Here is a 14,874-nt window from a genome sequence, read left to right as displayed (position 1 = left end):
TTTCGTCGTCGCCATTCCGCCGTCGCTGTCCCGTCGCCATTCCGTCGTCTTACGCACTGGCCATGACAAAGGCCGGGAACCATGCCGTCGCGGGACGGCGTCACGGTTCCCGGCCTCAGGTCGCGGGAGATTCGGCGTCTCCGCTTAGGCGTCAGTCCTTGGCGATGGTCTTGCCGGCGGTCGGGCCGGAGGCAAGGTTCTGGATCTCGGTGACCTCGAGGACCGGGATCACCGCCGGCTTCTTGGTGCCCTTCTCCTCGGCGACCTTCACCTGCTCCTCGTAGATGGCGTCGTCGGAGTGCAGGGTGACGGTGCCGCGGAAGCGGTAGCCCTTCTTCTCGGCGAGGTTCGCGAACGCGATGACCAGCGGGGAGCCGTCCTTGAGGTTCTCGTAGGCCTGGCCGGCGGTGCGCTCATGGTAGGCGATGTGGTTGTCGTCCAGCACGAACAGGCTCATCTTCGGGCCGAGGTCCAGCTGGCCGTCCTTGGAGACGGTGGAGATCCAACCCAGGTTGTTCTCGATGAATTCCTTCATTTCCGCGGTAATCGTTGCCATATCGGTGTCCTTTCCATACGATGGGGTATCCGGTTCCACATTACCCAATCGGCCGGGGACGTGCGCCGGGCCCGCGCCGGATTCGCTGTGAGCATGCTCACCTTGTCCTGTGCCCGACGGCCCGCTCCGGTGCTTCCGTACGGACCGGCGGATGCGCCGCGCTCCTTCGCTTGCGGCCGCATGTCGCGCGCCGATCGGGCCGTATCGTGGTAACGATGCCGGACGCCGGTCCGGCGACGATTGCGAGGTGATGGCCCATGGATGTGCGCGGATGGTTCGGGACGTTGCGTTCCCGATGGTCGCGCTCCTTCCCGCCGAACCTCGCCCGTCTCATGCTGCTCGCCTGCGCCGCGCTGTGGGGCGGCAGCTACCTGCTCGCCAAGGTGGCGATGGAGGCGATTCCGCCGCAGTGGCTCATGGGCCTGCGCATGTTCGGCGCCTGCACATGCATGCTCGCGCTGTTCCATCGGCACATCCTGCCTGCGCTCCATCGGGGCATCGTGGTCCCCGCGCTGGTGGTGGGCGTCACCTATTGGGGGACGATGGTCACGCAGACGATCGGTCTGAAGACCATCGACCCGGGGCGCAGCGCGTTCCTCACGGCCGCCTACTGCGTGCTCACCCCGTTCGCCTCGTGGATCGTGGCGAAGGTGCGTCCGCGCGCCGTGAACCTGGTGGCGGGCGTGATCTGCCTCGTGGGCGTGGGGTTCGTCTCGTTGAAGAGCGGGATGGGGCTGTCCCTGTCCGTCGGCGACTGGTTGACAATCGGCACCGCCGTGGTCTTCTCGTTCAACCTCACCTGTCTGGGCGTGTACACGAAGCGGTTCGATCCGATCGCGGTGACGTTCGTGCAGTTCGCCGTGGCCGGCGTGCTCTTCCTCGTCGGCGCCGCGTTCACGGAGCCGACGCCGGACGCCTCCTGGCTGGCGCCACAGGTGGTGGCCAGCGTCTGCTACCTGTTCCTGGGGGCCACGATGGCCGCGCAGATCATGCAGAACATCGGGCTCGCGCATGTCCCGCCCTCGCAGGCGTCGATCATCATGTGCACGGAGAGCCTGTTCGCCGTGTCCTTCTCCGCGCTGTTCTGGGGTGAGCGCATCACATGGAGCTCCCTGGTGGGCTTCGCGCTCATCTTCGCGGCCGTGCTGCTGTCCGTGGTGCATCCCACGAGGCATTCGCTCCACCGCAACTGAATGCGTGGGGAAGCGTCCGGACGTCCCTTAAGGATGCGATGTGTGGAGATTTCGCCATGACCGTGTGGGCATTCTGCACCTTTGCGGAAAGCTTCGGCGCGCGTCCAGCCAAAACGGTTATCTTCGACGATGATGAAGTTTCTCAAAGGTCTTTCCGTCTCCCAGATCGTCGCAGGTTCGCTGGCGGCGGTCACCTCGTTCCTGTTGTCCGCGAAGATCGGCGTCGCCGGCTCGGTGATCGGCGCGGCGGCCAGCTATGTCATCTCCACGGTCGCGGCGAACGTCTACCAGAACGTCCTCAAGGCGTCCGGGGAGAAACTGCAGTCCGTGAACCCGCTGTCCGGTGACGGCGACGCGGGTGCGGCGTCCGAAGACGGGGAGGGGGCCGCCTCGGATGACGAGGCTCCCGCCTCCGCCGAATCGTCCGCGGCGGCGTCCGCCGTGGGGCCGGTCCCGTTGCCGCCTCGTCCGGGCGCCGCGGACACGTCCGCCGCTCCCACGGGCGACGACGTCGACCCGGAGGCCACGCAGATCGGACGGCTGCCCCACGTGGCCGCGCCGCGCACCATCGGTTCGCGCGACGTGCGCAGCGGGGAGGATATGCTGCCCCGCACCAACACCACCGCCTACACCGTGGATTCGATCCGCAAGGAGCGCCGGCGCCGCATCAGCCCCAAGCATATGGCCATCATCGTCTCCGTGGTGTCCGGCCTGCTCGGCGTGGCGTTCGCCGCCGGCCTGGTGCTGCTGTTCACCAACGGCAACGGCACCGACACCGTGGTGAAGGACACGCTGAACCGCACCACCACGACGCAGACCACCACGGGCGGCGACGGCTCCACGACGCCGAAGGCCCCGTCCAAGCCGGAGACCTCCGACGACGGATACGATTACGGCACCGGATCCACCGGCAAGGACAAGGAGTCCTCCGGCTCCTCCCAGTCCGGTTCGACGTCCTCCGGCACCTCTTCGTCCGGCTCGACGTCCGATTCCACCGGTTCCGGTTCGACGGGCTCGTCGTCCGGTTCGTCCGGTTCGTCCTCGTCCGGTTCGTCGGGTTCCTCCTCGTCCGGTTCCACCGGTTCCGGTTCGACGGGCTCCACGGATTCGTCGACGGGTTCCTCCTCGTCCGGTTCCACCGGTTCCGGTTCGACGGGCTCCACGGATTCGTCGACCGGGTCTTCGTCGGGTTCGACGGATTCGTCCGGCTCCTCGTCCGGCACCGGTTCCTCGGGCGAGTGAACGGCGCGGGATCGGGGCGTCACGCCTTGACGGCGCGGATGACGATATGCCGTCCCGTGTGGTCCGTCGTGGCGAACAGGTAGGCGTCCCCGCCGTCCTTGAGCTTCAGCCTGCGCCGCAGCGCCTCCACGGACATGGGGAAGTTGCGCACGGCGATGTTCGCGTGCGTGAGGTCGGACAGCGCCGCGCGCAGCTCCTTCCTCCCCATCGTGGAGGTCCTCTCCACCACGAAACGCCGTCCCGGGAACCCGGCGACGTCATGGCCGGCGAGGAACAGATGGCTGTTGCGGCCCACGGCGTGCACGTCGAAGCGCTCCTCGAGCAGGCTGAAGCATCCTGCCTTCATGACCGAGGCGTTCGGTTCGAACAGGTATGTCCGCGCCGGGACGCCGTCCCCGTCGCCCGTGACGGTCGCCGCGTCCGGCCCGGACCTGCCGTCCGTCTCGGACGCGTGGCATTCCAGCCGCTGGTCGTCGTTCACGCACACGAGCAGCGGGTCGTCGCACGTCCCCCGTCCCACGACGAGCAAAAGCTCCTTGCATTCGTTGCCCGTGGATACCAGATGCACCTGCTCCACGTGCCCCCGGAAATCCTCCACCGTCTTGCGCCAGTCGAGCATGGGGGAGAGCTTGACCATGAGATGCGGCGTGACGGCGAGGATCGCGTCCAGCATGCCCAGCACGTCCGGCGTGCAGTCGGCGATGGCGTAGGTGCGTCCGCCGTGCCCGTCGCGGCGTGCGGGGTCGATGAAGACCATGTCCGCCCGATCCATGGACGCCACGTAGTCGGACGCGTCCGCCTGCACCACGTCCACATGGCCAAGCCCCAACGCGGCCATGTTGTGGCGGGCCAGCGCGCACAGGTGCGGCTGTCGCTCCACATAGACGGCGCGGGTGAACGCCCGCGACATGTACGAGCAGTCCACGCCGAAGCCTCCGGTGAGATCCACCAGCACGCCGGCCGGCCCTTCCGCGCCCGCCTCCGGGGCGACGATCCGGCGGGCCAGCGCCTCCTTGTAGCGCGCGGTGAACTGGGACGAGCACTGCTCCATCGACAGGTGCGGCGGGTAGAGCACATCGTCGCATGCCGCCCACTCCGGCAGCTTGCGCGACGCCGTCCGCCATCCGGCGATCTGGTCCAGCGCCATCGGCATGTCCACGTCGGCGTCGCGCCGTGCGTGCAGGGCCAGGTCGCGGACGTCGTCGTGGCGGTGCGCGGCGACGAACGCACGCGTCGAATCGGAAATCATCATCCTGCCATTCTACGGTCCGTGCCGTGGGCCGGGGCCACGGACGGTTCACCGCGAATTCACCGTGGCCGGGGCCGGCGGGGTGGCGCAAGTCCCCGCCATGGGACTAGACTTGACGACGTTTGGCCGGAGAGGATCCGGGCCAGGGCGTCCGCGGGGTCCGCCGGCGCCCATGCGACGGGACGGCGGGAGCCTCCCACGTGGGATGCGAAAGGCGGGTGAGAGACGATGTTGAGGATGTTCAGCACCATTAACGGCCAGGTGGAGCGTGTGGACAAACCGGAGAACGGCTCCTGGCTGTGCCTGAGCGAACCGACCGACGTGGAGCTCGCCACCGTCGCCTCGGAGACCGGCATCGACCTCGCCGACCTCAGGGCCCCGCTGGATGACGAGGAACGCTCCCGCGTGGACGTGGAGGACGACTACACGATGGTCATCGTGGACATCCCCACCGTGGAGGAGCGCGGCGGCCGCGACTGGTACGAGACCATCCCGTTGTCGATCATCGTCACCGAGAACCTCATCATCACCGTGTGCATGCAGGACACGCCCGTGCTCCACCCGTTCATGGAGGGCACCATCCGCAACTTCTACACGCACATGCATTCGCGGTTCATCCTGCAGATCCTGTACCGCAACGCCACCATGTACCTGCGCTACCTGCGCATCATCGACCGCGAGAGCGACAAGCTCGAGCTCAAGCTCCGCCATTCCATGCAGAACCGCGAGATCGTGATGCTCATGGAGCTCTCCAAGACCTTGGTGTACTTCACCACGTCCCTCAAATCGAACGAGATCGTGATGGAGAAGCTCAACACGCTGCAGCGCATCAAGCAGTACCCGGACGACGCGGACCTGCTCGACGACGTCATCACCGAGAACAAGCAGGCCATCGAGATGGCCAACATCTACAGCGGCGTTCTCGCGAACATGACCGACGCGTTCGCCTCCATCGTGTCCAACAACCTGAACAACGTGATGCGCATCTTCACCATCATCTCCATCACGCTGTCCATCCCCACGCTCATCTTCTCCATGTACGGCATGAACTTCCAGGAGGGCATGCTCGGCATGCCGCTGACCGGCAGCCCATGGGGGTTCACCATCATCATCGTGCTGTCCATAGCCCTGTCCGCCGTGGTCACCTGGTTCCTCACCCGCTCCCGCATGTTCAAGTGACGTGGATGACGGGCATGGGGAAGCGGACGACGGCGCGCGCCATGCGCCACGCCCCGGGACGGGCCCTGCGCAGGGCCGTCGCGGCGCTCGCCGTCGCGGCGGGCGTCATGCCGCTGGCGGCGTGCGGCGAGGCCCCCTCCACCTTCACCCAGCCGGAGGGACCCACCATCGCGATCGGCGTCGCCGCCGACGAACCCGGGCTTGCGTTGTGGCACGACGGGTCCTACGACGGGTTCGAGGTTGACGTGGCCCGCTACGTGGCGGGCAGGCTCGGGTACGCGAACAAGCAGATCGTCTTCAAGCAGGTGCTGCCGTCCGACAGGGCCTCGCTGCTGGACGACGGCACGGTGGACATGGTCGTCGCCGGCATGCCGATGCCCGACGGACAGGATACTCAGGACGACGGTTCCGCGCCCGCCTACGCCGGACCGTACCTCACCGTCGCGCAGGGCCTGCTGGCGCGCGTCGGCGACGGGGACGACGCCGACACGGTGCATCCGGACGCGGACGGGATCCGGGACATGCGCTCCCTCGCCGGCCGGAACGTGTGCGTGGTCGCCGGCGCGGGCGCGCGCGAGGCGCTGCTCGCCGAACAGCCGAAGGCCCGGGTGCGCGAACGGGACACCTACCCCCAATGCGTCACCGACCTCATGATCGGCACCGCGGATGCCGTGGCGGGGGATTCGGTGGTGCTCGCCGGGCTCGCCAGGGCCGTGGGCCGGGCGCTCGTGACGCGCGTGCCCGGCATCTCCTACGGGACCGTGCGGTACGCGGTGGCCGTCGCCCCGGGGGCGGAGACATTGGCCGACGACGTCGCCGACGCCATCGCCGACATGCGCGCCGACGGAACCTACGCGGAGGCGCTGGCCGGGCTGACGGACGCCACCGGATGGCGCGCCTCCTGACCGTCGGATAGGATGGGCGGGCCGAAGACACACGAAGACCGAAGGAGAGACGCGATGCGACGTGGGCCGCTTACGGCGGGGGAGAAGGTGCAGTTCACCGACCGCAGGGGCAGGAAGATCACCGAACAGCTGATCGCCGGCGGCTCGACGCAGACCGAACACGGCCTCATCCTGCACGACGACGTCATCGGACGGACCGAAGGCGTCGTCGTCACCACCGTCACCGCCAAACGGGACGCCCAGACCAACCCGCTCCACCCGGAGCGCGACGCGGGCAAGCCGTGGAAGGCGGCGCGCGCCATCGGAGGATGGCAGTACGCCGTGATGCGCCCCCGGCTGGCCGACTACGTGCTCTCCATGCCGCGCGGCGCGCAGATCATGTACCCGAAGGACATCGCCCAGGTCATCCAGCTCGGCGACATCCGCACTGGCCATCGGGTGCTCGAATCAGGCGCCGGCTCCGGAGCCATGAGCCTCAACCTGCTCGACGCGGTGGGGGAGGAGGGCTCCCTCACCACCATCGAGCTCAGGCCCGACTTCGCGCGCGTGGCCGAGGCGAACGCCACCGTCTACTACGGGAGCCGCCCCTCCTGGTGGGACCTCAGAACCGGCGACTTCGACTCCGTGGCGGCCGGATTGCCCGAGCACGGCTACGACCGCATCGTGCTCGACATGCTCGACCCGTGGAACCGTCTCGGACAGGCGTGGCGGGTCATCGCCCCCGGCGGCGTGCTCATCGCCTACGTCACCACCACCACGCAGATGAGCAGGCTCGTCGAGGCGCTGCGCGCCGCAGGCGTATGGACCGAGCCGGCCGTGCAGGAGACACTGGAACGCAGCTGGAAGGCGCAGGGATTGGCCGTGCGCCCCGACCATCAGATGATCGGACACACCGGCTTCCTCGTCGTCACGCGCGCCATGGCGCCCGGATTCGAGGCGCTGAGGAAGCGCGAACGCCCCACCAAGGACACCGTCACCGACGTGGACGACCTCACGCCCGAGGAGCGTGAGGCGCAGCTCGAGGACCTCGAACTGCGCGACATCTCCGACCGCAAACTGCGCAAGGTGCTGCGCGACCTCGACCGGATGGTCGACGCGCTGCCGGAACGGTAGTCGGCGCCGCGCGATGGCGGTACAATTGTTCAACTATCGTCGTGAACGTTCACAAGAGATCATGGGTGGACGTGATCGGCGCCGTTGCACAGACGGAACCGTCATCAGGAGGGACGACATGGGAGCCAATCCGCGCAAGGTGGCCAAACGGGCCGGAAAATACGGCCACATCCTCATCATCATGCGGCATGCGAAGGCCGAACCGTTCAGCGCCGACGGCGACTACGGGCGCGGGCTGACCTCCAAGGGCCTCAAGCAGGCGAAGAAGGTCGCCAAGGGGCTCGCCGACATGGGGCTCGTGCCGGACATGATCGTCTGCTCGGCCGCCAAACGCGCCCGCCAGACCTGCGGCAAGATGCTCAAGACCTTCGGTGACGCACCCAAGGTCGACTACCATCAAAGCCTGTACGAGGGCGGCATGCAGGCGGTGTTCGACGAGCTCACCCACGCGAAGGACAAGACCCGCGTGCTCATGGTGCTCGGACACGAACCCACCGTCTCGATCGCCAGCCAATGGCTCGCCTCGTCCGAATCGGACCCGGAGCGTCTCGACCTGCTCAACCTGGGGCTCCAGACCGCCGGCGTCGTGATGTTCGGCTCGGACACGCCCATCCAGGAATGGCAGGTGCACTCCGGAGACCTCATCGCGGTGATGGGGCCTGACGACTTCGAGTGAGGGGCTTCCGGCCGGTATATGGGCATGCCGGCGTGACGGCGGCACGGGCGGCGTATACTCGCCGCTCGTGTACTCGTCCAGCTCCTTGACTCCTGTTCCTCAAGGGCGGGGAAACGGCGGTATAAAGCCGATTTATAGCGACACTTCAACGTTGCTGATGACCCTGTTCGCGGGTTGGTTTGATAGGCTGGGCGGGTTGAAAAGCCGTTTCGTTTACGACAGCAGTATGGAGGATTCATGGCTGCACTGACGTCCGTGTCCGGATTCCCGCGCATCGGTCAGAACCGAGAGCTCAAGAAGATCATCGAGGCCTACTGGAAGGGGAACGCCACCCTCGACGACGTGCACGCCACCGCCAAGGAGCTGCGCGCCAAGCACTGGAGGCTCCAGGCCGAGGCCGGCGTGGACCTCATCCCGAGCAACGACTTCAGCTACTTCGACCAGTTGCTCGACACCGCCATCCTGCTCAACGTGATCCCGGAGCGCTACCAGCGCCTCGCCTTCGCCGAGCCGGAGGAGACGCTGTTCGCGATGTCCCGCGGCTATCAGGGCGACAAGGGCGACGTCACCGCCCTGCCGATGAAGAAGTGGTTCACCACCAACTACCACTACATCGTCCCGGAGATCGAACCGTCCACCGAGATCAAGCTCAACGGCACCAAGCCGTTCGACGAGTACCTCGAGGCCAAGGAGCTCGGCATCGAGACCAAGCCGGTCCTCATCGGCCCGTACACGTTCCTCAAGCTCGCCCGTGACGACGACGCGCAGGAGCTCACCTTCGACAAGGGCCTCGTGAACGCCGTCGCCGCCGTGTACGCCGAAGTGCTCACCCGGTTCAACGAGCTCGGCGCCAAGTGGGTGCAGATCGACGAGCCGTTCCTCGTGCTCGACAAGCAGCCGGGCGACGTCGAACTCTTCAAGAGCCTGTACGCGAAGATCCTGCCCGCGCGCAAGGGCGCGGTCAAGGTGCTGCTCAACACCTACTTCGGCCACATCGCCGACGTGTACGAGACCGTCAACCTGCTCGGCTTCGACGGCATCGGCCTCGACCTCAACGAAGGCAAGGACGAGAACCTCGCCGCCGTCGCCAAGTACGGCGTGGCCGAAGGCACCGTCATCTTCGCGGGCGTCGTCAACGGCCGCAACATCTGGCGCAACGACTACGCCGCGAGCCTCGGCCTCGTCGACGCCCTGAGGCAGGTCACGCCGAACGTCGCCGTCTCCACCGCCAGCTCCCTGCTGCACGTGCCGTTCAGCACCGAAGGCGAGACCGCCCTCGACCCGGCCGTGCTCAAGCACTTCGCGTTCGCCGTCGAGAAGCTCGGCGAACTCAAGGAGATCGCCGGCCTCGCCGACGCCACCGACGAGGAGCGCAAGGCCTCCGCCGCGCTCAAGGCCAACCAGGCGCTGTTCGACGGCACCCGCGTCGCCCCCGACGCCGCCGTCGCGGCGCGCATCGCCGCCCTCACCGACGCCGACTACACGCGCCAGCCCGCCCGCGCCGAGCGCCAGAAGCTCCAGCGCGAGGCCCTCGGCCTGCCGCTGCTGCCCACCACCACCATCGGTTCCTTCCCGCAGACGCGCGAGATCCGCGCCGAGCGCGCGAAGTTCCGCAAGGGCGAGATCACCAAGGAGGCGTACGACCAGTTCATCAAGGACCAGATCGACGCCTGCATCAGGCACCAGGAGGAGATCGGCCTCGACGTGCTCGTCCACGGCGAGTTCGAGCGCAACGACATGGTCGAATACTTCGGCCAGAACCTCAACGGCTTCCTGTTCACCAAGAACGCCTGGGTCCAGTCCTACGGCACCCGCTGCGTCAAGCCCCCGATCGTCTGGGGCGACGTCTCCCGCGCCAAGCCGATCACCGTCGAGTGGTCCGCGTACGCGCAGAGCCGTACCAAGCACGTCATGAAGGGCATGCTCACCGGTCCGGTCACCATCCTCAACTGGTCCTGGCCGCGCGAGGACATCACCCACGAGCAGCAGACCCAGCAGCTCGCCCTCGCCATCCGCGACGAGGTGCTCGACCTCGAGGCCGCCGGCATCAAGGTCATCCAGATCGACGAGGCCGCCCTGCGCGAGAAGCTGCCGCTCAGGAAGACCGACTGGCACTCCAAGTACCTCGACTGGGCCGTGCCCGCGTTCCGTCTCGTGCACTCCGGCGTCAAGCCCACCACGCAGATTCACACGCACATGTGCTACTCCGAGTTCAACGACATCATCCGCGACATCGACGCGATGGACGCCGACGTGATCTCCTTCGAGGCGTCCCGCGGCGACCTCGTCGTGCTCGACGCCATCCACGAGGCCAACTTCGAGACCGAGGCCGGCCCGGGCGTCTACGACATCCACTCCCCGCGCATCCCCTCCGAGCAGGAGATCGAGGAGCGCATCGGCGAGATCCTCAAGAAGATGGACGTCGAGAAGGTGTGGATCAACCCGGACTGCGGCCTGAAGACCCGCGGCAACGCGGAGACCTGGCCGAGCCTCGAGCATCTCGTGGCCGCCGCCAAGGCCGTGCGCGCGCAGCTCGGCAAGTGACGGCCCCGCAGACGGACCGGACACGGAGCCGGCCGTCGGCGTGAGGAACGAACAGGAGGCTCCCTCGCCAGAGGGAGCCTCATCCATGAAGGAGACGACATGCACAAGCCGATGTTCTCGCTCGAGGTGTTCCCGCCCAAGAGGGACGCCCCGGTCGGCACCATCTACGACACGCTGGACGGACTGCAGGGACTCGACCCGGACTTCATCTCGGTGACCTACGGGCACGGCACCCACGCCGACCGCACGGCCACCGCGCGCATCGCCAACACGATTCGTAAGGAGTACCGCATCCCCACCGTCGCGCACCTGACGGCCCTGTACTCGGACGAGGCCAAGGTCGACGAGGCGCTCGAGATGTTCGAGCACGCGGGCGTCGGCGGCGTGCTCGCCCTGCGCGGCGACTACATCGAAGGCGAGGAGCCCGTCGGCGTGTTCGAGCACGCCATCGACCTGGTGCGCTACATCCGCGAGCGCAGGCCCGACCTCAAGGTGTTCGGCGCATGCTACCCGGAGGGCCACATCCAGGCCGAATCCCTCGACAAGGACATCGAACACCTCAAGGCCAAGGTGGACGCGGGCGCCAGCCACCTGATCTCCCAGCTGTTCTACGACAACGGGGACTTCTACCGGTTCCTCGACAAGGTGCGGGCCGCCGGCATCGAAGTTCCGATCGAGGCGGGCATCATGCCGATCTCCGGCGCGAAATCCGTCCGATCCATGGCGGATAAGAACAACACGCGCATCCCCGGGCCCGTCGAGGCCCTGCTCGAACGGTGGGGGAACGACGTGCCCAGTCTGCGCGAGGCCGGCATCAACTACGCCTCGGCGCAGATCACCGATCTGGTGGCGCACGGCGTGGACGGCGTGCACCTGTACACGATGAACCGCCCCGCCACCACGCGCCGCATCTGGCGCAACGTGCGCCCCCTGTTCGCCGACGCCGAGTGAGGCCGGGGTCCCGGGATCTCCGGGATCTCCGGGATCTCCGGGACCTCGGGGACGGAGACCTCCGGGACATGGCGGGACGGTCCGGCGGGACGCGCCGCGCGCAGTGTACATTAGCTAAGTATGAACGCAAACGACGCATTCCGCCCCACCGCCATGGACCTCATCCGCGCGGGGCTCCAGGACCTCGACGAGGCACGGTCCATGCTCGGCCGGCTCAAGGCGGACGGGGTGCCCGACGAACGACTGCGGTTCGTGCTCAAGGCCCTCGGCGAAGCCTGCGATCCGGACGCCGCGCTCGCCAACCTGGTGAGCATCACCAACGCCGTGCAGAGCCAGGGCCGTGACTTCGACCACATGGTGCCCGACGAGGCGGCGTTCGAACGGCTCGTCACCGTGCTCGGCGTGTCCGACGCGCTCGGCAAGCTCATGCGGTTCAGGCCCGAACTCGTCGAGGCCGCCTCCAGGGACGCCTGCAACAGCCACCTGTACAACCACGCGCAACGACGCGCCCACATCCTCAAAGCCGTCGGCGCCGATCCGGACGAGACCGCCGCCCCCGTCGCCACCCTGACGCTCGCCGACGCCGCCACCGCGTTGCGCGGCACCTACCGGCGGCAGCTCGCCGCCATCATGGCGCAGGACGCCACCGCCGACGATCCCTGCGCGATCCAGCCGACCATCAGCCGCGAGCTGTCCGACCTGGCCGACGCGGCCCTCGAAGGCGCGCTCGCCATCGCCCGGCACGAGGTCTCCGGCGCCGAACACGTGCGGTTCGTCATCATCGGCATGGGCAAACTCGGCGCGCAGGAGCTCAACTACGTGTCCGACGTGGACCTCATCTACGCCGTCGAACCCGCCGACCAGGAGATCGGCCGTCAGGAGCTCATCCGTACCGGCACCAAGATGGCCACCACGCTGCAACGCGTATGCCAGTCCGTCATCATGGGCGTGGCCGAACCCACGCTGTGGCAGATCGACGGCGGGCTGCGCCCCGAAGGCAAGGACGGCCCGCTCGTCCGCACCATCGCGTCGCATCAGGGATACTACGAGCAGTGGGCGGAGAACTGGGAATTCCAGGCGCTGCTCAAGGCCAGGCCCGTGGCCGGCGACCCGGAACTGGGCCGACGGTACATGGATATGACCCGCCCGTTCGTCTGGAGCGCCTCCAAACGCGACAACTTCGTCTACGACTGCCAGCGCATGCGCAAACGCGTCGAGGACCTCATCCCGGCCCCGCTCAAGGACCGGGAGATCAAGCTCGGCCGCGGCGGTCTGCGCGACGTGGAATTCACCGTGCAGATGCTCCAGCTCGTCCACGGCCGCTCCGACGAGACGCTGCGCACCCGATCCACGCTCGAATCGCTGGCGCGGCTCGCCGAAGGCGGGTACGTCTCACGCAAGCAGGCCGCCAGACTCTCCGCCGACTACCGGTTCGAACGCGTGCTCGAACACCGTCAGCAGATGTGGGCGCTCAAACGCACCCACCTGTTCCCCGACCTCGGCGCCGCGGCCAACCTTGGCGGCCTCGAACGCAAACGCGACGTGGACGTCGACAAGCTCAACCAGAACCAGGAGCTGCGCCGCGTGGCCCGCACGTTCCGCATGCACCCCGAGGAGCTCGTCGAACGCTACGACGAGACACGCCGCGAGGTGCGCCACCTCCACCTCGACATCTACTACCGGCCCATGCTGCCCGTGTCCGCCCAGCTCGAGGACGACCAGATCGACCTGAGCAAGCAGGCCGCGCAGGAGCGCTTCAGCTCCATCGGCTTCGGCGACCCGGACGCCGCCATGCGCCACGTCACGGCCCTGACCGCCGGAATCGGCCGCGCCGCGAAGATCAACCGGATCATCCTGCCCGCCGTGCTCGAATGGCTCGGACAGGGACAGAACCCGGACATGGGACTGCTGAACTGGCGCAGGCTCGAGGAGCATTTCGGCACCGACAGCGAATACCTCGGCTTCCTGCGCGACTCCAACTCCGCGGCGCAGCGCCTGTGCCACGTGCTGTCCAACTCGCGGTTCCTCGGCGACGCGCTCAACAAATCCGTCGAATCGGTGACCTGGCTGGGCGACGACACGCAGCTCAAGGCGCGGACGCGCGAAAGCCTCGACGTGCAATGCCGCTCCTCGCTCGAACGCAACGCGCGCGACCTGCGCGACTTCGCCACGTCGATGCGCGCCATGCGTCGGCATGAGATCGAACGGATCGGCCTGGCCTGGATGAGCGGCGTGATGGATGACGCCGCATCCCTCGAAGGCATGACCGACGTCTACGACGCGATCATCGACGCCGCACTGGCATGGGCCGTCGCCAACCGCACGCGCGAGCTCGCCGGCGACAGCTCGTCCGCCGCCGACGCGCCCGCCACCCTCGCCGTCATCGGCATGGGCCGGTACGGCGGCCGCGAGGTGAACTTCAGCTCCGACGCCGACGCGATCCTCGTCTACCGCCCGACCGACGGCGCCGACGACGCCGCGGCCAACCGGTTCGCCCGCAAAGTGACCGAGGACCTGCGCGCCATCCTGCAGGGGCCCTCCACGCTGGAACCGAAGATCGAACTCGACCTGGACCTGCGTCCCGAAGGCAAGAACGGCCCGCTCGTCCGCTCCTACGCCTCCTGCGAGGAGTACTACCGCGCATGGGCGAGCACCTGGGAGCACCAGGCGCTGCTGCGCGCGCGGTATGCGGCCGGTGACAGGGCCCTCGCCGGGGACTTCCTCGCCAACCTCGCCGATCCGCTGCGCTATCCGCACGTGGCCCTGACGGACGCCGAGATCGCGGACATCCGCAAGCTCAAGGCGCGCATGGAGGCCGAACGCCTGCCCCGCGGCGTCCGGCGCGAACGCCATCTCAAACTCGGCAAGGGCGGCCTGTCCGACGTGGAATGGACCGTGCAGCTCATGCAGCTCATGCACGCGGGCGACGTCAAGGAGCTGCGCGTGGGCGGCACGCTCGAGGCGCTGGACGCGCTGGAACGGCGCCGGCTCATCGACACCGCCGACGCGCTCACGCTGCGCCGCGCATGGACGATGTGCACCGCGGCCCGCAACGGCAACTACCTGTGGAGCGGGCGCGTGAACCAGGCGGACATCCTGCCGGACGACATGTACTCGCTCGGCGGCATCGCCGTCTACCTCGGCTACGACGCGAACCGCGGCCAGCATTTCGAGAACGACCTGCTCGCCGTGATGCGCAAGGCCCGCGAGGTCACCGAACGGCTGTTCTACGGGCGCTGAGCGCCCCGAACCATCCGGGGGACGGC

11 protein-coding genes are annotated in these 14,874 nt (G+C 67.7%); 9 read left to right on the top strand and 2 right to left on the bottom strand.

Translation table 11 applies throughout. The annotated features are described in order from the left end of the window. Nucleotides 1-151: 151 nt before the first annotated feature. A complete protein-coding gene (locus KIH78_RS04465; RefSeq protein ID WP_219131435.1) occupies nt 152-556 on the bottom strand; it encodes a pyridoxamine 5'-phosphate oxidase family protein in 405 nt (134 codons plus the stop codon). Between the two features lie 257 nt (nt 557-813). Between KIH78_RS04465 and KIH78_RS04460 the strand changes: the two genes are divergently transcribed. Together KIH78_RS04460 and KIH78_RS10580 are read left to right on the top strand one after the other, a co-directional pair. After that, nucleotides 814-1,749: a DMT family transporter gene (locus KIH78_RS04460; protein WP_214311118.1), complete on the top strand. Its 936-nt coding sequence runs from the start codon at nt 814-816 to the stop codon at nt 1,747-1,749. Nucleotides 1,750-1,878: 129 nt separating this feature from the next. Further along, on the top strand, nt 1,879-2,991 hold the full coding sequence (locus KIH78_RS10580; RefSeq protein ID WP_236034408.1) for a hypothetical protein: 1,113 nt from the start codon (nt 1,879-1,881) through the stop codon (nt 2,989-2,991). Between the two features lie 19 nt (nt 2,992-3,010). On the opposite strand, the gene KIH78_RS04450 is transcribed toward KIH78_RS10580, so the two are convergent. After that, nucleotides 3,011-4,243: a THUMP-like domain-containing protein gene (locus KIH78_RS04450; RefSeq protein WP_219131434.1), complete on the bottom strand. Its 1,233-nt coding sequence runs from the start codon at nt 4,241-4,243 to the stop codon at nt 3,011-3,013. A 225-nt stretch (nt 4,244-4,468) separates the two neighbouring features. Between KIH78_RS04450 and KIH78_RS04445 the strand changes: the two genes are divergently transcribed. The 7 genes from KIH78_RS04445 (at nt 4,469) to KIH78_RS04415 (ending at nt 14,848) form a co-directional block, all read left to right on the top strand. Beyond that, nucleotides 4,469-5,419 (top strand): magnesium transporter CorA family protein, encoded by a 951-nt coding sequence (locus tag KIH78_RS04445; RefSeq protein WP_214311103.1) that lies wholly within the window; start codon nt 4,469-4,471, stop codon nt 5,417-5,419. Between the two features lie 14 nt (nt 5,420-5,433). Beyond that, entirely contained in the window at nt 5,434-6,324 is an 891-nt protein-coding gene (locus KIH78_RS04440; RefSeq protein ID WP_219131433.1) for a transporter substrate-binding domain-containing protein, read from the top strand. Between the two features lie 54 nt (nt 6,325-6,378). Then, nucleotides 6,379-7,437: a tRNA (adenine-N1)-methyltransferase gene (locus KIH78_RS04435; protein ID WP_219131432.1), complete on the top strand. Its 1,059-nt coding sequence runs from the start codon at nt 6,379-6,381 to the stop codon at nt 7,435-7,437. A 118-nt stretch (nt 7,438-7,555) separates the two neighbouring features. Beyond that, the gene (locus tag KIH78_RS04430) at nt 7,556-8,113 is read left to right on the top strand and encodes a SixA phosphatase family protein (RefSeq protein ID WP_219131431.1); all 558 of its coding nucleotides are present in this window, start codon (nt 7,556-7,558) and stop codon (nt 8,111-8,113) included. Nucleotides 8,114-8,350: 237 nt separating this feature from the next. Further along, nucleotides 8,351-10,657 (top strand): 5-methyltetrahydropteroyltriglutamate--homocysteine S-methyltransferase, encoded by a 2,307-nt coding sequence (gene metE, locus KIH78_RS04425; protein ID WP_219131430.1) that lies wholly within the window; start codon nt 8,351-8,353, stop codon nt 10,655-10,657. 99 nt (nt 10,658-10,756) lie between these two features. Then, nucleotides 10,757-11,608 carry a methylenetetrahydrofolate reductase [NAD(P)H] gene (metF, locus tag KIH78_RS04420; protein WP_214311093.1) on the top strand — a complete coding sequence of 284 codons (852 nt, stop codon included), beginning with the start codon at nt 10,757-10,759 and terminating at the stop codon, nt 11,606-11,608. A 120-nt stretch (nt 11,609-11,728) separates the two neighbouring features. After that, the gene (locus tag KIH78_RS04415) at nt 11,729-14,848 is read left to right on the top strand and encodes a bifunctional [glutamine synthetase] adenylyltransferase/[glutamine synthetase]-adenylyl-L-tyrosine phosphorylase (RefSeq protein ID WP_219131429.1); all 3,120 of its coding nucleotides are present in this window, start codon (nt 11,729-11,731) and stop codon (nt 14,846-14,848) included. The last annotated feature ends 26 nt before the right edge of the window (nt 14,849-14,874 follow it).

The sequence above is a fragment of the Bifidobacterium saguinibicoloris genome (assembly GCF_019331725.1).
GTDB classification, from domain to species: domain Bacteria; phylum Actinomycetota; class Actinomycetes; order Actinomycetales; family Bifidobacteriaceae; genus Bifidobacterium; species Bifidobacterium saguinibicoloris.
The sequence above is the reverse complement of the archived record's forward strand: the minus strand, read 5'-3'. Positions and strand labels throughout refer to the sequence as shown.

What these genes read in the sequence shown, in the direction of transcription:
- KIH78_RS04415 (WP_219131429.1), top strand. Translation starts at nt 11,729, where the DNA reads ATGAACGCAAACGACGCATTCCGCCCCACCGCCATGGACCTCATCCGC.
- KIH78_RS04460 (WP_214311118.1), top strand. Translation starts at nt 814, where the DNA reads ATGGATGTGCGCGGATGGTTCGGGACGTTGCGTTCCCGATGGTCGCGC.
- KIH78_RS04430 (WP_219131431.1), top strand. Translation starts at nt 7,556, where the DNA reads ATGGGAGCCAATCCGCGCAAGGTGGCCAAACGGGCCGGAAAATACGGC.
- KIH78_RS04435 (WP_219131432.1), top strand. Translation starts at nt 6,379, where the DNA reads ATGCGACGTGGGCCGCTTACGGCGGGGGAGAAGGTGCAGTTCACCGAC.
- KIH78_RS04450 (WP_219131434.1), bottom strand. Translation starts at nt 4,243, where the DNA reads ATGATGATTTCCGATTCGACGCGTGCGTTCGTCGCCGCGCACCGCCAC.
- KIH78_RS04445 (WP_214311103.1), top strand. Translation starts at nt 4,469, where the DNA reads ATGTTGAGGATGTTCAGCACCATTAACGGCCAGGTGGAGCGTGTGGAC.
- KIH78_RS10580 (WP_236034408.1), top strand. Translation starts at nt 1,879, where the DNA reads ATGATGAAGTTTCTCAAAGGTCTTTCCGTCTCCCAGATCGTCGCAGGT.
- KIH78_RS04465 (WP_219131435.1), bottom strand. Translation starts at nt 556, where the DNA reads ATGGCAACGATTACCGCGGAAATGAAGGAATTCATCGAGAACAACCTG.
- metF (WP_214311093.1), top strand. Translation starts at nt 10,757, where the DNA reads ATGCACAAGCCGATGTTCTCGCTCGAGGTGTTCCCGCCCAAGAGGGAC.
- KIH78_RS04440 (WP_219131433.1), top strand. Translation starts at nt 5,434, where the DNA reads ATGGGGAAGCGGACGACGGCGCGCGCCATGCGCCACGCCCCGGGACGG.
- metE (WP_219131430.1), top strand. Translation starts at nt 8,351, where the DNA reads ATGGCTGCACTGACGTCCGTGTCCGGATTCCCGCGCATCGGTCAGAAC.